Here is an 18124-nt window from a genome sequence, read left to right on the forward strand (position 1 = left end):
GCGCCGAAAAACCGTCGATAAAGGGCCTGGATGGCAGGCGCCATGGGGATCGGGGACAATCGCACCCTCCCCCGACTCCCCGAAGCAGCCTGACCATGAACGCCGTCTGGATCGACGAGGCGCCCGCCGCCGACGACGCCACCGCCAACTCCCTGAAGATCGAACGCGAAACGCACAAGCTCGAAAAGCGCCTGTGCCGCGAAGTCGGCAAGGCCATCGTCGACTACAACATGATCGAGGAGGGCGACAAGGTCATGGTGTGCGTGTCGGGTGGCAAGGACAGCTACGCGCTGCTCGACATCCTGCTCAAGCTGAAGGCGCGCGCGCCCATTCATTTCGACATCGTGGCGGTCAACCTCGACCAGAAGCAGCCCGGCTTTCCCGAAGAAGTGCTGCCCAGGTACCTGAGCGACCTGGGCGTGGACTTTCACATCGAGAACCAGGACACCTACAGCATCGTCAAGCGCGTGATTCCCGAGGGCAAGACCACCTGCGGCCTGTGCAGCCGGCTGCGCCGCGGCATCCTGTACCGCGTGGCCGACGAGCTGGGCGCCACCAAGGTCGCGCTGGGCCACCACCGTGACGACATGCTGCAGACCTTCTTTCTCAACATGTTCTTTGCCGGCAAGCTGAAGAGCATGCCGCCCAAGCTGGTGAGCGACGACGGCAAGCACGTGGTGATTCGCCCGCTGGCCTACGTGGCCGAAAAAGACACCGTGCGCTGGGCCCAGCACCGCCAGTTCCCCATCATTCCGTGCACCCTGTGCGGCAGCCAGGAAAACCTGCAGCGCAAGCAGGTCGGCGAAATGCTGCGCGAGTGGGAAAAGAAGCACCCCGGGCGCGTGGAGAACATGTTCACCGCGCTGCAGAACGTGGTGCCGTCGCACCTGCTGGACGGAACGCTGCACGACTTCAAGGGTCTGAAGGCGACGGGCGTGGCGGACGACAACGGCGACAAGGCCTTCGACACGCCCTCCTTCGACCTGCTCTCCCAGGCACCCTCGGCCCTGCGCATCGTTCAGGGCTGACCGGGCAACCCAGGGGAATTCGGGGCCTTGGTGCCCTTTGTGCCCTTTGCGTTATTTGCTCCCGGAGACCCTCATGAAACGTGCGCTTTCCGCCCTCTTTCTCATCGCAAGCCTGAGCGGCTGCGCCACCTCCTGGGTGGTCGACAGCGACGTGAAGAGCTTTGCCTCCCCGGGCGCCATTGCGCCCGGCGCCACCTACCGCTTCGACCGCCTGCCCTCGCAGCAGGCCGACGGCGCGCGCCAGGAGTCGCTTGAGGCCATGGCCGGTGCGGCCCTCGACAAGGCCGGCCTGCGGCGTGACGACGCCAAGCCCCAGTTCACCGCGCAGATTGCGGCGCGCGTGTCGGCCGGCGTGTCGCCCTGGGCCGATCCGTGGTTCTACGGTGGCTATGGTGGTTATGGTGGCTACGGCGGCTATGGCGGCCCGTGGGGCTACGGCCATGGCGGCTACGGCTACTACGGCCGGCGCTGGTACGGCGGCGGCTGGTACGGCGGCCCGGCGTTCGCGCCGCCCGCCAACCCCTGGTACGAGCGCGAGGTGAGCGTGGTGCTGCGCGAGGCGGGCTCCAACCGCGTGGTGTACGAAACGCGGGCCCGCAACGACGGGCCCTACAACCTCGACGCGGCCATCCTGCCGGTGATGTTCGAGGCCGCCCTGCAGGGCTTTCCCAATCCGCCGCAGGGCGAGCGCCGGGTCAACATCGAGCTGTCGACCGCCAAAAAGTAGCGCTTCTAGAATCCCGCGGATGGAAGAAGCCACCCGTCTGATTGCCGTGCGCCACGGCGAAACCGCCTGGAACGTCGACACCCGCATCCAGGGCCACCTGGACATCGGCCTCAACGCCACCGGTCTTTGGCAGGCGCAGCGCGCCGGCGGGGCGCTGGCGGACGAGCCCATTGGCGTGGTGTATGCCAGCGACCTGTCGCGCGCCTGGCAAACCGCCGAGGCCATCGCCAAGCCCCACGGCCTGGCCGTGCAAGCCGAGCCGCGGCTGCGTGAGCGCGCCTTCGGCCATTTCGAGGGCATGAGCTTTGCAGAGATAGAGGCCACCCTGCCGGAGCAGGCCAAGCGCTGGCGCGAGCGCGACCCCGAGTTCGAGCCCGAAGGCGGCGAAAGCCTGCTCACGTTTCGCGACCGCGTGACGGGCGTGGCGGCCGAACTGGCGGCGCGCCATCCGGGCGAGCTGGTGGTGCTGGTGGCGCACGGCGGCGTGATGGACGTGCTGTACCGCGCGGCCACCCGCCAGCCGCTGCAGGCGCCGCGCACCTGGCAACTGGGCAATGCGGCCATCAACCGCATGCTGTGGACCTCCGGGGGCTTCAGCCTGGTGGGCTGGAGCGATACGGCGCACCTGGCTGCCGGCAACACGCTCGACGAAACGACGACGTAACAGGCCTGCGCGCAGCGCCGCCGCGCAACAGAAGCAAGCGATTTGCCGAATGAAAAGAACAAATTCCGAATCCTCCGCCTATGCCAGCTGGGACGCCTCCCTGGCCCTTTCGACCCCCTGGATCGAAGCCACCCATCTGGGCAGCATCATCAGCTTGGCGACGGGCCACGTGCTGGCCCGGGAAGGCGAGCGGCACAGTTATTTCTATCTGCTGCGATCCGGGTTTGTGCATTCGACAATTCAGCGCAGCAATGGCGCGGAATTTTTGCTGGAGATATTCGGGCCGGGCGCAATCTTCGGCGAAGGCCCGGCATTTGCCAACCAGCCTCGCCCCACCACAACGCAAGTGGTGGCGCCGGCGACGCTCAGCCGCTATCTCCCCGGCGATATCAGCCAAAAATTCTCCACCATGCCGGCGCTTGCGAATTCGCTCATTCAATTGCTGGGTTTCAAGAATCAGATGATTGTTGAAAAACTTGCAGGCGTTGCGTCGGCGCCTCCCAAGGAGCGGGTGATCGACCTGCTTTTGCGCATTGCGCGATTGCAATCGAACAGCGAATTGCCATTGACGCAGGAATCACGCAATTTTCACGTCGACCTCACGCACGAGAAAATTGCCGCAATGACGGCATTGAGCCGCGTCACGGTAACCAGAACCCTGAACCTGCTGGCAAAAGAAGTGGCCATTGAAACGCGCGCCAGGCAAGTCGTCATTTTCGATGTTTCGGCATTACGCAGTTTGCATTACAAAAATAGCTGACTTTCTGTATCCCTGGATACCACCAAAACCCCGACTTGGCACCATCATCGCCCCACGATTCAGGGGAAATGATGGCAGAGGAAAAGAAATGGTTGGTTGAAGATATTCACCGTGCGGCGCCCGACCTCACGGCGATAAAGAAATTTTCAACCGGAGACCGAGCCGGACTGCGGTTCAAGAATTTTCTACAGGAGTATCAAACCGATTTGATACTCCATGCCATTTCAAAAATAGGCATTGAATATTACAACGGCGACGACAAGGCCGGCGGCGTCGTTCGCAAAGGCAAGCTAGGCCCCAATTTCTTTCGCTTCAAAGACGACCACGGCGAATATTTCCGCCGGGCGCGCATCTTTGAAAAGATATTCGAAGAGCGAATTCTCACGCTGGTCAATTTTTTTCCTCGTGTGCAAGAGGTCGCGTCGAAGGCGTTTGCCCTGGGACACGGCGTTGCCGAGCACCAGCACAGGCGAATGATGAATTTCACGGTACGCGTTTTGCCGGAAGCGCCCATTCATCGCGACTGGATGCCGGGCGAAAACACCGGCCTGTCATTCGCGCCGCACCTGAGCGATCAGTTTGCCTGGAACATCTACCTGAAGACGCCGGAGTCCGGCGGCCAGACACGCATCTACAAAGAGCAGGACCCTGCGCTGGCCAATGAACGAAGCGAATATGTCGATGTAGCCCCCCGTGTCGGGGAGTTGATCATTTTCCGCTCCACGCAGGCGCATGCCGTATTGCCAAGCAATGGCGAGCGACTGACCCTTTCGGGTTTTTTCGGAATTACGCCAGAAAAACTCCTGTTCTGGGTGTAAACGCTCCAATGGAAAAATCGCTTTCCAGGTCAATGGGAATTTCGCACGGCTGGATTGCAGCGCTGCCTTTCATTCCCAAGGTTCTTGCGTTCGGCCTTATTGTGGGCGTTGCCAGCAAAAACGCCGACTGGTCGCTGGCCGAATTGATTTTCGCCGCCTTGAGCATCAATGCCGCCACCGCGCAATTGGCCGCACTGGAATTCAACAAATCGGCCCACATGGGCGCATTGATTGCATTGACCATCGGGCTCAACGCCAAGCATCTTATTTTCACGGCCTCGCTTTGGCCCTATCTGAAGAATTCCAGCAAATGGCGCACCTGGCTGGCCGCGATGATGGTGACCGACAGCAGCTGGACTGCATGCCATATTGCGGCGCAGCGCGGCCCGATCAACGTCAATTTCATTCTGGGCAATTCTTTGGCCCTGACATTGGCTTGGACGGCGGGCTGCATATCCGGATTTCAATTCGGTGCGATATTCACCCCGCAAATGCTCTATCGCTTTGGCATGGACGCACTCGTTCCGCTTTCAATGGCGTTGTTGCTGCCCATTGGCCTTAAAAAGAACCCGCGCCATCTGATGCCTGTTGCCACCGGCGCGGCAGTCGGTTTGATTTGCTGGTGGTTGACCGATCAACAAGCCGCGGCGGTGCTGTTGGCGGGCCTGGCCGGAATGGCCGCCACGCTGTGGGCCCACCAAAGAAGGCGGCCATGACCGCCATCGTCGTCATGGCGTTGATCACCATTGCCATTCGCCTGTCGGGTCTGGGCGCTGCGCAATGGCTGTCGCGTTGGCCGGCGGCTGAAATTGCATTGTCGAACGCGGGCCCCAGCCTGATGGGCGCCTACCTCTTGATTCAGATCTGCATGGCGCCGACTCTGCTTCTGCCTGTGGCCGTCACCATGGCGGTGGTGTGGCGCTTCGGCGGACTGCAGATTGCGTTTCTCGCCGGCTGGCTCGCACTGATGGCCGCTCGGCATCTGTGAAGCAGGCAGCTGCGCAAGGCAACTTCGACCTGAGCGCGAGTGCAGAGCCGGAGTCGATCGAGAGATCACCAGCAGCGTGCCCCAGTGCTCAGGGCGTCGGGTACTCCCCGCAGCGAAATAAAGGAGGAGGCCGCAGGCCGGGGGACATTCGCGGAGGGGAGTACCCGGCGCCCTGGGCACCCGCCCTGAACAAGACCCTCCCTGAACAAGACCCGCCGTAAAGCGCTAGATGTGCGAGGCCACCGGCCGCCCCGTGTCACCGTCGGCTTCGGCTTTGGCTTGCGCCTCCCCAGGCAACTCCACCATCGGCCCCGTGCCGCTGTAGCGGTCCAGCGCCAGGTAAATGGCCGGCGTGATGTACAGCGTGATCACCTGCGAAAAGATCAGCCCGCCCACCACCGCCACGCCCAGCGGCTGCCGCAACTCGGCACCGGCTCCCAGCCCCAATGCGAGCGGCAAGGCCCCCATCAGCGCGGCCAGCGTGGTCATCAAGATCGGCCGAAAACGCAACCGGCAAGCCTCGCGGATCGCGTCCACCGGCTTCATGCCCTCGGTGCGCTGCGCGTCCAGCGCAAAGTCGATCAGCATGATCGCGTTTTTCTTCACGATGCCGATCAACAGCAGGATGCCGATGGTGGCAATCAGCGTCAGGTCGAAGCCGAAGAGCTTCAGCGACAGCAGCGCCCCCACCGCCGCCGACGGCAGCCCCGCCAGAATCGTCAGCGGGTGGATGTAGCTCTCGTACAGCACGCCCAGCAGCACATAGATGACCAGCACCGCCAGCACCAGCAACACCGCCTGGCTGGACTGCGAACTCTGGAACACCGCCGCATCGCCGCCGTAGGTGGTGATGATCGACGGCGGCATCTTCAGCTCGTCCTTGAACTGATCGATCTTGGCGGTCGCGTTGCCCAGCGGCACGTCGGGCGCCAGGTTGAACGACACCGTCACCGCCTGCAACTGCCCCTGGTGGTTGACCGAGGTCGGCCCCACCGTGCGGTTGATGGTGGAGAACGCCGACAGCGGCACCAGCCGGCCGGTGGTGCTGCGCACCGACAGGCGGGACACGTCGTCCTCGAACTGGCGGTCGCTGTCGGCGGCCGACAGAATCACCTGGTAGGTGTTGCTGGCCGCGTAGATGCTGCCGATCTGCCGGTCGCCATACGCGTTGTAGAGCGCGGTGCGCAGGTCGCCCACGGCCACGCCCAGCACGCCGGCCTTGTCGCGGTCGATGTCCAGCGTGGCCTGCAGGCCGCGGTTCTGCGAGTCGCTGGTCACGTCGCGAAAGGCCGCGTCGGCGCGCATGCGCTCCATCAGCTTGGTGGCCCACGGCACCATCTCGCCCGCGTTCACGCTTTGCAGCGTGTACTGAAAACGCGCCTTGCTCTGCCGCCCGCCCAGGCGCAGGTTCTGCACCGGCTGCATGTAGACCGCCACACCCGGAATTTCGCGGAAGCGCTGGCGCAAAGACTCCAGCACCTTGGCCATCTGCGGGCGCTCGCTGCGCGGCTTGAGCACGGCGAACAGCCGGCCTGAGTTCTGCGTGGCGGTAGGGCCGCCCACGCCCACGAACGAGCTCACGTAGTCCACGCTGGGGTCGGCCTGCAGCGCGTCGGACACGCGCGCCTGCAGCGCCTTCATGGCGGTGAAGGAGATGTCTTCGGCCGCCTCGGTGGTGATCTGGATCTGGCCGATGTCTTCCTCGGGGAAAAAGCCCTTGGGAATGGTGGCGAACAGCCAGCCGGTGACCACGAAGGTCAGGCCCGCAATCAGCAGCATCACCTTGCGGTGCCCCAGCGTCCAGTCGAGCGAGCGCATGTAGCCGCCGTGCACCGCGCGGTAGCCGCGCTCGAAGGCCCGGCCGATGGCGGTGCCGGGCTCGGGGTGCTGCTCTTCGTGGTCCGTGTCACCGTGCACGCCTTCCTTGCGCGGCACGTGCTTGAGCAGCCGGCTCGCGAGCATCGGCACCAGCGTGAGCGACACCACGGCCGACACCAGCACGGCCAGTGCCACCACGACCGCGAACTCATGGAACAAAAGGCCGATGACGCCCGGCATGAAGAAGATCGGGATGAACACCGCCACCAGCGAGATGGAGATCGACACGATGGTGAAGCCCACCTCGCGCGCCCCGCGCAGCGCCGCCGCAAAGGGCTCCATGCCCTTTTCGACGTAACGCATGATGTTTTCGAGCACCACGATGGCGTCGTCCACCACCAGGCCCACGGCCAGCGTGATGCCCAGCAGCGACACGTTGTCCAGGCTGTAGCCGAAGGCATAGAGCAGCGCCACCGCGCCAATCAGCGAAATGGGAATGGTGGCCGCCGGAATCAGCGTGGCCACCAGCCGGTGCAGAAACAAGAAGATCACCAGCACCACCAGCGCGATGGTGCCCAGCAGCGTGAGCTGCACGTCGTGCACGGCTTCGCGGATGGAGAGCGAGCGGTCGTTCACCATCTGAATTTCGACCGACTGCGGCAGCTCCGCCTTGAAGCGCGGAATGAGCGCGCGCACCGCGTCCACCACCTGCACGGTGTTGGCATTGGGCTGGCGCTGCACGGCCAGAGAAATGGAGTCCTGCCCATTGAAGCTGCTCGACGTTTTCACCGACTCGAAGCTGTCTTCGACGGTGGCCACTTCGTCGAGCCGCACCGGCGAGCCGTTGCGCTGGCCGACGATGAGCTTGGCGAAGTCGGCGGCTTTGACGAGCTGGCGGTTGGCCTGGATGGTGAGCGTCTGGCGCGGCCCGTCGAGCACACCGACCGGCGTGTTGGCGTTGGCCGAGTTCACTGCCTTGGCCAGTTCGTCGAGCGTGATGTTGCGTGCGTTCAGCAGGTCGGCATTGGCCTTGATGCGCACCGCGAAGGCCTTGCGCCCGTACACGCCCACCTGGGCCACGCCGTCGATGGTCGAGAGCGTGGGCGAAATCAGGTTCTCCGCATAGTCGTTGAGCTCGGCCGGGTTCATGGACGGCGAGATCAGCGCGATGAACAGCACCGGCGCGTCGGCCGGGTTCACCTTGCGGTACGACGGCAGCTGCGTGAGCTCCTGCGGCAGCTGGCGCTGCGCGCGCAGCAGCGCGGCCTGCACGTCGACGGCGGCGGCGTCGATGTCGCGGCTGCTCACGAACTCGAGCGTGAGCGAGGTCACGCCCTGCGTGTTCACCGAGCTGATGGTCTGCAGGCCGGGAATGGTGGAGAACTGCTTTTCCAGCGGCAGCGCCACCGAACTCGCCATGGTGTCGGGGCTGGCGCCCGGCAGCTGCGCGTTGACGTTGATGACCGGCGTGTTGTAGCTGGGCAGCGCAGCCACCGGAATGCTGAAGTACGCAAAGATGCCGATCACCACCACGGCGGCGGAGAGCAGCACCGTCATGGCGGGGCGGCGGATGCAGAGCTCGGAGATGTTCATCGGGAAACCTCCGCGCTGCGCGCTGCGGTGCTCGGCTTGGGAATGCGCCGTTGGGTCCGGCGGATTCGGCGCGTCATGCGCGTTCCTGCTGCGTTGGCTTGGCGACGGTGCCGTCCGAAGAAGCGGCGCTGCCGGGGGAGACGCTGGAGTTGCCCTTCGACGGGGAAGCTGGTGAACCTGGTGAACCTGAAGAAGCAGGCGCACCTGGCGCAATGGCCGGTGGCTTCTCGTCCACACGCACCTTGCCGCCCGGACGCACGTTCTGGTTGCCCTCTATCACCACCTGCTCGCCGGGCGCCACGCCGCTCACCGCAACCTGGGTGCCGAAGGTGTGCAACGTCTTCACCTTGCGCCGCGTGGCGGTCTTCGCCTCGTCCACCACGTAGAGCGAGGTGCCGTCGGCCAGCATCATCAGCGCCGCGGCCGGCACCACCGTGGCGCCTTCCAGCGTACGCACCGTGATGCGCGTGCCCACGAACTGCCCCGGCCACAGGCCCTGGTCGGCATTGGCGAACACCGCCTTGGCACGCACGGTGCCGATCTGCGGGTCGACCGTGTTGTCGACAAAGTCGAGCGTGCCGCTCAGCGGCTCCTTGCGCCCGGCCACCACGGCCTCGACCTTGGAGCGCGCGCGCGCGGCGCCAAGCAGGTCTTGCAGGTTGCCCTCGGGCACCGGAAAGCTCACGGCAATCGGGTCGAGCTGCGTGATGGTCACCAGCGACAGCGTCGGCTGCACCAGCGTGCCCGGGTAGATATTGACGGCGCCAATGCGCCCGGCAATGGGCGCGCGCAACGTGGCATAGCCCAGCGCCACCTGCGCCGACTGCACGGCGGCACGGTCGGCGGCCACGGCGGCGCGCTGCGCCTCCAGCTGCGACAGCGTGGCGTCGGCCGCGCTCTTGGCAATGAAGTTCTGCGCCACCAGGTCCTGGCTGCGCTGGTACTGGCGCGCCAGGTCGGCCATGGTGGCCTCGTCCTTTTGCTGCTGGGCCCGGGCGCGCGCCAGGTTGGCCTGGTCGTTGCGGTCGTCGAGCGTGAAGAGCAACTGGCCCGACTTGACGAACTGCCCCTCCTTCACGTGCACCGCGCTCACCGTGTTGGTCACCTGCGGGCGCAGGTCGACGCTGTTGAGGGACACCACGCTGCCGTTGACCTGCACGGTGACGGGCACGTCCTGCTTGCGGGCGGTGGCCAGCGTCACCAGCGCGGGGGCACCTGCGCCCGAGCCGGCGGCGGCCGGCGCCTTGGCAGTTTTTGCACCGCCCTTGCCGCCGGACATGCTCCACCATCCGCCTGCGACAGCTACGATCAACACGCCCGCAAGGGCAACGGCAACATTTTTTTTCATGGGGTTTTTTTGTGCACTTTGGGCTGACATCGGCTATTGAATCAGTGGCCGACGCGCAGTGTTCACCACTCCTGTAAAGAAATGTAAAGCAAGTCAGGTTCAAGCCTGCACACCACCCGCCGTGGACGGCCCGCAGGGGCAACACCCCCTCGTTAAAATGCCCGCTCCACAGCCTCTGGATAAACCCCATGAACCGCTGCAAGACACCCACGAACGCACTCTCTTTCATTGCCTTTTGCGCAGCAGCCGCCAGCCTGGCCGGCTTGTTCTGCCTGTCCGCCCATGCGCAGGACGAGGTGCCCCGCCCGCAGACCCAGAACGAGTCTCTGGTGGGCGGGCGCAACTTTCCCATTGGCACGCTGCGCGGCAAGTTCATGGTGGTGGACGCGCCCGATGTCGAGCTCGACGGCAAGGTCGACCGCCTGGGCGCCGGCGCGCGCATTCGCAGCCCACAGAACATGCTGGTGATGCCCGGCGCCATCATCGGCCAGAAGTATTTGGTCAACTACACGCGCGACGCGGCCGGCCTGCTGCGCGAGGTGTGGATCCTCACGCCAGATGAAGCCATGGCCCGGCGCGAGTCGCTGGACAAGCCGCTGCTCAACATCTGGCCGTTCACCTCGAACGACACCGTCAACACGCAATAAACAAAGGCGTGGCGCGCCCCGTGCGCCCGCCGCCCTCCCTCCCCGGAGGGCACAGAGAGAGTTCCCCATGAAAAAAGTATTCATCAAGACCTTCGGCTGCCAGATGAACGAGTACGACTCGGACAAGATGGCCGACGTGCTGCACGCCGCGCAGGGCTACGAGCCCACGCAGAACGTGGACGAGGCCGACCTCATCCTGTTCAACACCTGCTCGGTGCGCGAGAAGGCACAGGAGAAGGTGTTCTCCGACCTCGGCCGCGTGAAGCACCTGAAGGCCAAGGGCGTGAAGATTGGCGTGGGTGGCTGCGTGGCCAGCCAGGAGGGCCAGGCGATCATTGCGCGCGCCCCTTACGTGGACATCGTGTTCGGCCCGCAAACATTGCACCGCCTGCCCGAAATGCTGAACGACCGCGAGCGCCTGGGCCGCCCGCAGGTGGACATCAGCTTTCCCGAGATCGAGAAGTTCGACCACCTGCCGCCCGCGCGCGTCGAGGGCTCGACGGCCTTCGTGTCGATCATGGAAGGCTGCTCCAAGTACTGCAGCTACTGCGTGGTGCCCTACACCCGCGGCGAGGAAGTGAACCGCCCGCTGGACGACGTGCTGGTCGAAATTGCCGGCCTGGCCGACCAGGGCGTGCGCGAGATCACGCTGCTGGGCCAGAACGTGAACGCCTACCGCGGCACGATGGGCGACACGGCTGAAATTGCCGACTTCGCGCTGCTCATCGAATACGTGGCCGAAATCCCCGGCATCGAGCGCATCCGCTACACCACCAGCCACCCGAACGAGTTCACGCCGCGCCTGATCGAGGCCTACGCCAAGGTGCCGCAACTGGTGAGCCATTTGCACCTGCCGGTGCAGCACGGCAGCGACCGCATCCTGATGGCCATGAAGCGCGGCTACACCGCCATGGAATACAAGAGCACGGTGCGCAAGCTGCGCGCCATTCGCCCCGACCTGGCCCTGAGCAGCGACTTCATCGTCGGCTTCCCCGGCGAGACCGACGAAGACTTTGCCAAGATGATGAAGCTCATCGACGACTGCCAGTTCGACAACAGCTTCAGCTTCATCTTCAGCCCGCGTCCCGGCACGCCGGCCGCCGCGCTGCACGACGACACGCCGCACGCGGTGAAGCTCGCGCGCCTGCAGACGCTGCAGCGCGTGATCGACGGCAACGTGCACCGCTTCGGCGACGCGCTGGTGGACAGCACCCAGCGCGTGCTGGTGGAAGGCGCCTCGCGCAAGGACGCCAACGAGCTCATGGGCCGCACCGCCTGCAACCGGGTCGTCAACTTCGAGGGCGACGCGCGCCTGATCGGCCAGATGACCGACCTGCGCATCACGCGCTCGGTGGGGTACACGCTGCGCGGGGAGGTGCTGACGCGCGAGTCGGAGCTGGCCCTTGGCGCCACGGCCCCGGCCTCCGCTGCCGCCGCGGCGCTCGCCCACTGATGGCGAAGCGTCCGTCCATCCGGGGCTCGTTCCAGCAGTTGCTGCTGTTCGCCTTTTTGCTGATCACCGCGCTGCTGGTCGGCGTGGCGTTGCGCTCGGTGCTGCAGTACGACGTGCTCATGACGCAAAGCCGCGACGCGGCCGCGCGCGCGCTGCGCCTGTCGGGCGCGGCGCAGTCGCTGGCCGAACGCAGCGCGGCCATGGAGCGCGCCGGGCGCCAGTCGCTGGTGCTGAACGACGCCGTGCTGCGCCGCCGTTTCGACGACGCCGCGCGCGAAGCGCACCAGGTGCTGGAGCGGCTGGAGAACAACGGCCTGGCGCCCGCCGGCATCGAGATGTGGCGCACCCAGCTCGGCGTGATCGAGGGCCTGATGAGCGGCAACGCCGACAGCGCGCTGGCCCGCGAAAGCACCATGGCCATGCAGTTCCGCGAACTCGACGCGCTGAACACCAACCTGGCGCAGCAGGCGCAGTTCCTCATCGAAACCCAGAACGACGCGCTGGCCAAGCGCATCGAAAACGCACGCCGCCGGCTGATGCGCGAAGTGGTGGCCGCCAGCGTGCTGGCCGTGTCGCTGGCGCTGGCCTTCGGCATCTGGCTGGCGCGGCCGTTCAAGCGGCTGGAGCACGCCATCGTGGGCCTGGGGCAGAACCGGCTGGACGAGCCCATCGACATTCGCGGCCCGGCCGACGTGCGGCGCGTGTCGCAGCAGCTCGAATGGCTGCGCCTGCGGCTCACTGAACTCGACGCCGACAAGGCGCGCTTTCTGCGCCACGTGTCGCACGAGCTGAAGACGCCGCTGGCCGCGCTGCGCGAAGGCGTGTCGCTGCTCGAAGACGGCGTGCCCGGCCCGATGAACCCCGCGCAGCTGGAGGTGGCGCAGATCCTGCAGCAGAACACCATTTCCTTGCAGGGCCAGATCGAGGCGCTGCTGCGCTTCAACGCCGCCGCCTTCGAGGCGCGCGAACTGCGCCGCGAACGCACCGAGCTGCTGCCGCTCATCGAGGAACAGATCGAGGCCCAGCGCCTGCAATGGCAGTCGCATGGCCTGCGCGTGCGCGCCGAGGGCCAGCCCATTGCCATCACGGTGGACCGCACCAAGCTCGGCACCGCCATTGCCAACTTGTTGAGCAACGCCATTCGCTTTTCGGTAACCGGCGGTGTCATCACCCTGGCCGTGTCGGGGACGCCCGAGGCCGTCTACATTGACGTGAACGACGCGGGGCCGGGCATTGCCGAAGGCGACCGCGACCGGATCTTCGAACCGTTCTTTCGCGGCGAGCGCCAGCCAGAGCACACGGTGAAGGGTACCGGCATCGGACTTTCCATCGTGCAGGAGTACATTGCAGCCCACGGGGGCCGCATCACCCTGCAGCCTGACGGTCCCGGTGCACGCTTTCGCATCGAACTGCCGCGCACGGCCTGACAACGCCGCTCCAGTCACCCCGCTTTCTGCTCCCCCATCGCAACACCGCCTCACCGCCTCGCGTCCTTTCTTCGACCCATGCTTTTTTCGTTCGTCCGCCGCCCCTTCCTTGCCGGGGCGATGACCGTGCCTTTCGTCCTGTTGCTGGCCGCCTGCGCCGTTCAGCCCAAGCCGCCCGCGGAAGCCGATGCGCTGCCGCCGCCGGTGGTGGTGCCGCGCGTGATGCCGGTCGAGGCCGAGCCCCGCGCGCCTGCCACGCAGCCCGCCTCGCTGTTCACGCTCATCACGCAGGGGCCGGTGGCGGCCATGCTGTCGTATGCCGACAAGATGCGCTCGCTCAACGGTGGCGACCTGAGTGCCGAAATCTCGCGCCTGGGCGACCCCGGCGATTCGCCCACCACCCAGATGCAGCTGGCGCTGCTGCTCTCGCAGACCCGCGTGCCGGCCGACCTGGCGCGCGCGCTGGGGCTGATGCAGCGCGTCGTTGCCAACCCCTCGCCCGAGGCGCAGCCGCTGCAGCCGCTCGCGCGCGCCCTGGCCGCGCGCTACGTGGAGCAGCGCCGCGTGGAAGACGACCGCGACAAGCAAGTGCAGCAGCTGCGCGACAGCCAGCGCCGCATCGACCAGCTGAACGACCGCATCGAAGCCCTGCGCGCCATCGAGCGCAGCTTTGCCCGGCCCAACATGGCGCCGGCCGCTCCGGCGGCGCCGAACGCAAGCAAACCGACCCCGTGAGCGCAGCGCCGGGCGGCCCCAAGCAACCAAGCGCGCACCGCGGTGCGACGCACGGAGGTTTTTGAATGAGCAACACCGGTGCCCGCCTTCTCGTGGTCGACGACGACCCGGACATGCTGCGGCTGCTCTCCATGCGGCTGAGCTCGGCGGGCTACCAGGTCACGGCCGTGACCTCGGCCGAAACCGCGCTCACGCAGCTTGAAATAGAACATCCGCAACTGGTGCTGAGCGACGTGCGCCTGCCCGGGCGCGACGGGCTGCAGCTTTTCGACGAAATTCGCAAGCGGCATCCGTCGCTGCCGGTCATTCTGCTGACCGCGCACGGCACCATCCCGGACGCGGTCGAGGCCACGGCGCGCGGTGTGTTCACCTACCTCACCAAGCCCTACGACGGGCGCGAGCTGCTCGAAAAGATTGCGCAGGCGCTGGCGCTGGGCGCACCCACCACCACGCCCAGCAAGACCGGCGACGACAGCTGGCGCTCCGAGATCGTGAGCCGCAGCAACCGCATGGCCGAGCTGCTGGCCGAGGCCCGCATGGTCGCCAAGTCGGACGCCTCGGTGCTGCTGCGCGGCGACTCCGGCGCGGGCAAGGAACTGCTGGCGCGCGCCATCCACAAAGCCAGCGCGCGCGCCGACAAGCCCTTCGTGGCGGTCAATTGCGGCGCCATTCCTGAAGCGCTGCTGGAGTCGGAGCTGTTCGGCCACATGAAGGGCGCCTTCACCGACGCCCATGCCAACCACAAGGGCCTGTTCCAGCAGGCCGACGGCGGCACCTTGCTGCTGGACGAAATCGGCGACATGCCGCCCGCCCTGCAGGTCAAGCTGCTGCGCGTGCTGCAGGAGCGCGCGGTGCGCCCGCTGGGGGCGAGCCAGTCGATCGAGGTGGACGTGCGCATCGTCTCGGCCACCCACCGCGACCTGGACGCCGCCATGGAAGCCGGCCAGTTCCGCGAAGACCTCTACTACCGCCTGAACGTGGTCACGCTCACGCTGCCGCCGCTGTCGGCGCGGCGCGAGGACATTCCGCTGCTGGCCAATCACTTTCTGCAGCGCCTGTCGACCAAGTACGGCAAGCGGCTGTCGGGTTTTGCGCCCGAGGCGCTGAAGGCGCTCACCACGGCCGCCTGGCCGGGCAATGTGCGACAGCTGTTCAACGTGGTGGAACAGGTGTGCGCGCTGTCGAGCTCGCCGCTGATTCCGCTGGCGCTGGTGCAGCGGGCGCTGCGCGTGCCCACGGTGGAGGTGCAGACCTATGCCGACGCCAAGCAGCGTTTCGAGCGCGATTACCTGGTCGGCCTGCTGAAACTGACCGACGGCAACGTGGCCGACGCGGCCCGCCTGGCGGACCGCAACCGCACCGAGTTCTACCGCCTGCTGCAAAAGCACGAGCTCACGCCGGGTCACTTCAAGGCCGACGCTGTCGCTAATGGCAGCGAGCCTGTCGCTGAGTAGCGACGTACCTAAGTCGTTGATTTATATAGCCATTCCCTCAGGGCCTCTCAGCCTTGTCGGGATTCGGCGACAAAAACAGGGGTTTGGCGCCCTTCCAGCGGCCTCCAACCCCGAAAAAAGCCTTCGCCTCGACGTAAGTCGTTGACCTGAAAGCGTTTTTCCAGCCTGGCACAGGGTTTGCCCCTGTACTGGCATGACAGCACTCACCAGCCCAACTTTCGCACTGCGCCAGCAGCGCGACGGCCTGCGTCAAAAGCAGTTTTCCCCCTCGCGGCCCCGTGCCGCGGGCTATTCGCTGGCCGCGCTCGCAAGCGCTGGCGGCGCCGAACCGGATTGCGTGATCAAGCGCTTTCCTGCCATTGGCGACACCCCTTCCCTCGACAAGCAACGTTGGTAAATCCCATGAAGCCAAACGACTTTTCGCAATTGAATGTTCTGGCCGACAGCGACTTTTCGCACCGCAGCGCGGTGCGTGAAGAGCGTCACCCCAACGCCGCGACCGCTCCTCCGGTCAACCGCGGCTCCATGACGCCGCGCCCCTGGCGCGGTTTCTGGAACAGCCTGGGCACCGCCGCCTTGGTGAAGCTGGGTGCCGGGCGCAACGCCGAAGCCGGCGTGCAGGCAACCACACCCACCACCCAAGCCAAGCAGCCCTGGCAACGTGCCGCGGCCCAACGCCGCCTGGCCTTCATGCTGCTCACCGTGCTGAGCACCGTGATCGCATCCACGCTGTTTGCCGGCGTGCAACCCGACTACGACAACGTCTGGCTCGAATACGGCCAGATCGGCCTGTACGGCCTGCTCTCGGGCTGGGTTGTCACCGGCTTCGTGACCGCGCTGATGGGCTTCTATGTTTCCGTGCGCGGCGACAAGCACGCCCTGTCGGTCAAGCAGGTGGCCAACCACCCGATGAACCCCGAGGCACGCACGGCCATCATCATGCCGATCTGCAACGAGGACGTGGCCACCGTGTTTGCCGGCCTGCGCGCCACCTGCGAATCGGTTGCGGCCACCGGCCATGCCAAGCAGTTCGACGTGTTCGTGCTGTCCGACAGCTACGCCCCCGCGACCGCCGCCGCCGAGCGCGCCGCCTGGGAAGACCTGCGCGCCGCGCTGGCCGAAAGCCCGAACCAGCCGCAAGTGGAGGTGTACTACCGCCTGCGCACCCGCCGCACGCACCGCAAGGCCGGCAACGTGGCCGACTTCTGCCGCCGCTGGGGCAAGGACTACCGCTACATGGTCGTGCTCGACGCCGACTCGGTGATGAGCGGCGACTGCCTGACCTCCATGGTCAAGCTGATGGAAGCCAACCCCACCGCCGGCATCATCCAGACCGCGACGCAGGCCATCGGCCACGTCACGCTGCATGCACGTGCCCAACAATTCGCCTCCCGCGTGACGGGCCGCCTGTTCACGCTGGGCATGCAGTTCTGGCAACTGGGCGAGTCGCACTACTGGGGCCACAACGCCATCATCCGCGTCGAGCCCTTCATGAAGCATTGCGCGCTGGCCCCCATCAAGGGCACCGGCGGCATGTCGGGCGGCATCATGTCGCACGACTTCGTGGAAGCCGCGCTGATGCGCCGTGCCGGCTACAACGTGTGGCTGGTGTCCGACCTGGTCGGCAGCTACGAACAGCAACCGCCGGACCTGCTGGCCGAGCTGCAACGCGACCGCCGCTGGTGCCAGGGCAACCTGCAGAACGCCCGCCTGATGATGGAGCCCGGCATTCACCCGGTGCACCGCGCCATGTTCGTGACCGGCACCATGGCTTATGTGTCCGCCCCCCTGTGGCTGGCTTTTCTGACGCTGGGCACCGCCCTGTGGCTGAGCGGCTCGAGCATCGGGTCCAGCTGGAATGTGCTGCCCGCCGAACTGGCCGGCCTGTGGGTGTGGACCCTGTGCCTGCTGTTCCTGCCGCGCGTGCTGGGCATCGCCGCCGTGCTGATGCGCGGCGAGCAACGCCAGTACGGTGGCCTGTGGGGCCTGGTGAAGAGCTCGGCGCTCGAAAGCGGCCTGGCCATCGTGCAAGCCCCGGTGCGCATGCTGGCTCACTCGCTGTTCGTGCTGGTCGCCCTCACCGGCATCAAGCTCGACTGGAAGTCGCCCCCGCGTGAAGCCGCTGCCGTGCCATGGAAGATTGCTGCCGCGCAACTGGCCCCCATGACCGTGGTGATCGCCATGCTGGCCGTGGGTGTCGCCATGATCGACCCGAGCGCGCTGATCTGGCTCATGCCTGTCGGCCTGCCGTTGCTGCTGGCGATTCCGCTGACCGTGCTGACCAGCCAGATCGCGCTGGGCACCACGCTGCGCGACCGCGGCTTCCTGCTGATTCCCGAGGAATCGCGCTCGCCGGCGGTGCTGCGCCGCGCCTGGATGCACGCTGTGCGCCTGGCCCGCCCGGCGGCCCTGGCCACCGCCTGAGGCTGCGCGCCGAGAAGGCGCTCCACCCTCCCCAAGAAGCCGGCCATTGCGCCGGCTTTTTTCATGGCGCAGACCTGTCCCCCCGCGTCAAAATAGCTGTGGCCTCCATAGGAGCGGGGCGGGAATAAAGGAGGAAAGTGGCTCAATACGGGACAAGCAACCGAACACAGTACCGTGGCGAGGTTGGCAATGCAGCAAAGCGCAGCGTTGGAATTGGTTGTGCGAGAACTTGCAATGGGC

At 66.0% G+C, this 18124-nt stretch carries 16 protein-coding genes; 14 read left to right on the forward strand and 2 right to left on the reverse strand.

All coding sequences use genetic code 11. The features are described from left to right. Nucleotides 1-95 precede the first annotated feature (95 nt). The 7 genes from ttcA (at nt 96) to VLK31_RS04660 (ending at nt 4985) form a co-directional block, all read left to right on the forward strand. Complete coding sequence (gene ttcA, locus VLK31_RS04630; protein WP_409167185.1) at nt 96-1028, forward strand: tRNA 2-thiocytidine(32) synthetase TtcA; 933 nt, start codon at nt 96-98, stop codon at nt 1026-1028. 73 nt (nt 1029-1101) lie between these two features. Continuing rightward, the gene (locus tag VLK31_RS04635; protein ID WP_409167186.1) at nt 1102-1755 is read left to right on the forward strand and encodes a DUF4136 domain-containing protein; all 654 of its coding nucleotides are present in this window, start codon (nt 1102-1104) and stop codon (nt 1753-1755) included. Nucleotides 1756-1774: 19 nt separating this feature from the next. Further along, nucleotides 1775-2419, forward strand: a complete 645-nt coding sequence (locus tag VLK31_RS04640; RefSeq protein ID WP_409167187.1) for a histidine phosphatase family protein — start codon at nt 1775-1777, stop codon at nt 2417-2419. Nucleotides 2420-2468: 49 nt separating this feature from the next. Beyond that, nucleotides 2469-3179 carry a Crp/Fnr family transcriptional regulator gene (locus VLK31_RS04645; protein ID WP_409167188.1) on the forward strand — a complete coding sequence of 237 codons (711 nt, stop codon included), beginning with the start codon at nt 2469-2471 and terminating at the stop codon, nt 3177-3179. A 35-nt stretch (nt 3180-3214) separates the two neighbouring features. After that, the gene (locus VLK31_RS04650; RefSeq protein WP_409167189.1) at nt 3215-3997 is read left to right on the forward strand and encodes a 2OG-Fe(II) oxygenase; all 783 of its coding nucleotides are present in this window, start codon (nt 3215-3217) and stop codon (nt 3995-3997) included. 8 nt (nt 3998-4005) lie between these two features. Beyond that, nucleotides 4006-4713 (forward strand): AzlC family ABC transporter permease, encoded by a 708-nt coding sequence (locus VLK31_RS04655; RefSeq protein WP_409167190.1) that lies wholly within the window; start codon nt 4006-4008, stop codon nt 4711-4713. Further along, nucleotides 4710-4985: a hypothetical protein gene (locus tag VLK31_RS04660; RefSeq protein WP_409167191.1), complete on the forward strand. Its 276-nt coding sequence runs from the start codon at nt 4710-4712 to the stop codon at nt 4983-4985. The genes VLK31_RS04655 and VLK31_RS04660 overlap by 4 nt, the downstream gene beginning before the upstream one ends. 225 nt (nt 4986-5210) lie before the next feature. Here the strand turns inward: VLK31_RS04660 and VLK31_RS04665 are convergent, their stop codons facing one another. Continuing rightward, a complete protein-coding gene (locus VLK31_RS04665; protein ID WP_409167192.1) occupies nt 5211-8396 on the reverse strand; it encodes an efflux RND transporter permease subunit in 3186 nt (1061 codons plus the stop codon). Between the two features lie 73 nt (nt 8397-8469). Continuing rightward, nucleotides 8470-9675, reverse strand: coding sequence for an efflux RND transporter periplasmic adaptor subunit (locus VLK31_RS04670; RefSeq protein WP_409167365.1), 1206 nt, complete (start codon nt 9673-9675; stop codon nt 8470-8472). Between the two features lie 257 nt (nt 9676-9932). On the opposite strand from VLK31_RS04670, the gene VLK31_RS04675 reads away from it, so the two are divergent. From VLK31_RS04675 to mdoH, 7 genes are all read left to right on the forward strand, one after another. Continuing rightward, a complete protein-coding gene (locus tag VLK31_RS04675) occupies nt 9933-10391 on the forward strand; it encodes a hypothetical protein (RefSeq protein ID WP_409167193.1) in 459 nt (152 codons plus the stop codon). 67 nt (nt 10392-10458) lie between these two features. Beyond that, nucleotides 10459-11844, forward strand: a complete 1386-nt coding sequence (gene miaB, locus VLK31_RS04680; protein WP_409167194.1) for a tRNA (N6-isopentenyl adenosine(37)-C2)-methylthiotransferase MiaB — start codon at nt 10459-10461, stop codon at nt 11842-11844. Then, nucleotides 11844-13271, forward strand: coding sequence for a sensor histidine kinase (locus VLK31_RS04685; RefSeq protein WP_409167195.1), 1428 nt, complete (start codon nt 11844-11846; stop codon nt 13269-13271). The genes miaB and VLK31_RS04685 overlap by 1 nt, the downstream gene beginning before the upstream one ends. A gap of 120 nt (nt 13272-13391) precedes the next feature. Beyond that, nucleotides 13392-14006, forward strand: coding sequence for a hypothetical protein (locus VLK31_RS04690; RefSeq protein ID WP_409167196.1), 615 nt, complete (start codon nt 13392-13394; stop codon nt 14004-14006). 65 nt (nt 14007-14071) lie between these two features. Then, a complete protein-coding gene (locus VLK31_RS04695) occupies nt 14072-15460 on the forward strand; it encodes a sigma 54-interacting transcriptional regulator (RefSeq protein WP_409167197.1) in 1389 nt (462 codons plus the stop codon). A gap of 193 nt (nt 15461-15653) precedes the next feature. Then, a complete protein-coding gene (locus tag VLK31_RS04700; RefSeq protein ID WP_409167198.1) occupies nt 15654-15857 on the forward strand; it encodes a hypothetical protein in 204 nt (67 codons plus the stop codon). A 5-nt stretch (nt 15858-15862) separates the two neighbouring features. Then, nucleotides 15863-17884, forward strand: coding sequence for a glucans biosynthesis glucosyltransferase MdoH (gene mdoH, locus VLK31_RS04705; protein ID WP_409167199.1), 2022 nt, complete (start codon nt 15863-15865; stop codon nt 17882-17884). The last annotated feature ends 240 nt before the right edge of the window (nt 17885-18124 follow it).

Origin of the sequence: Variovorax sp. H27-G14 (assembly GCF_046156345.1) — a bacterium.
In the GTDB taxonomy this organism is placed as follows: domain Bacteria; phylum Pseudomonadota; class Gammaproteobacteria; order Burkholderiales; family Burkholderiaceae_C; genus Variovorax.

What these genes read in the sequence shown, in the direction of transcription:
- VLK31_RS04640 (WP_409167187.1), top strand. Translation starts at nt 1,775, where the DNA reads ATGGAAGAAGCCACCCGTCTGATTGCCGTGCGCCACGGCGAAACCGCC.
- VLK31_RS04670 (WP_409167365.1), bottom strand. Translation starts at nt 9,675, where the DNA reads ATGTCCGGCGGCAAGGGCGGTGCAAAAACTGCCAAGGCGCCGGCCGCC.
- VLK31_RS04695 (WP_409167197.1), top strand. Translation starts at nt 14,072, where the DNA reads ATGAGCAACACCGGTGCCCGCCTTCTCGTGGTCGACGACGACCCGGAC.
- VLK31_RS04675 (WP_409167193.1), top strand. Translation starts at nt 9,933, where the DNA reads ATGAACCGCTGCAAGACACCCACGAACGCACTCTCTTTCATTGCCTTT.
- ttcA (WP_409167185.1), top strand. Translation starts at nt 96, where the DNA reads ATGAACGCCGTCTGGATCGACGAGGCGCCCGCCGCCGACGACGCCACC.
- VLK31_RS04645 (WP_409167188.1), top strand. Translation starts at nt 2,469, where the DNA reads ATGAAAAGAACAAATTCCGAATCCTCCGCCTATGCCAGCTGGGACGCC.
- VLK31_RS04690 (WP_409167196.1), top strand. Translation starts at nt 13,392, where the DNA reads ATGACCGTGCCTTTCGTCCTGTTGCTGGCCGCCTGCGCCGTTCAGCCC.
- VLK31_RS04665 (WP_409167192.1), bottom strand. Translation starts at nt 8,396, where the DNA reads ATGAACATCTCCGAGCTCTGCATCCGCCGCCCCGCCATGACGGTGCTG.
- VLK31_RS04700 (WP_409167198.1), top strand. Translation starts at nt 15,654, where the DNA reads ATGACAGCACTCACCAGCCCAACTTTCGCACTGCGCCAGCAGCGCGAC.
- mdoH (WP_409167199.1), top strand. Translation starts at nt 15,863, where the DNA reads ATGAAGCCAAACGACTTTTCGCAATTGAATGTTCTGGCCGACAGCGAC.
- VLK31_RS04655 (WP_409167190.1), top strand. Translation starts at nt 4,006, where the DNA reads ATGGAAAAATCGCTTTCCAGGTCAATGGGAATTTCGCACGGCTGGATT.
- VLK31_RS04635 (WP_409167186.1), top strand. Translation starts at nt 1,102, where the DNA reads ATGAAACGTGCGCTTTCCGCCCTCTTTCTCATCGCAAGCCTGAGCGGC.
- VLK31_RS04660 (WP_409167191.1), top strand. Translation starts at nt 4,710, where the DNA reads ATGACCGCCATCGTCGTCATGGCGTTGATCACCATTGCCATTCGCCTG.
- miaB (WP_409167194.1), top strand. Translation starts at nt 10,459, where the DNA reads ATGAAAAAAGTATTCATCAAGACCTTCGGCTGCCAGATGAACGAGTAC.
- VLK31_RS04685 (WP_409167195.1), top strand. Translation starts at nt 11,844, where the DNA reads ATGGCGAAGCGTCCGTCCATCCGGGGCTCGTTCCAGCAGTTGCTGCTG.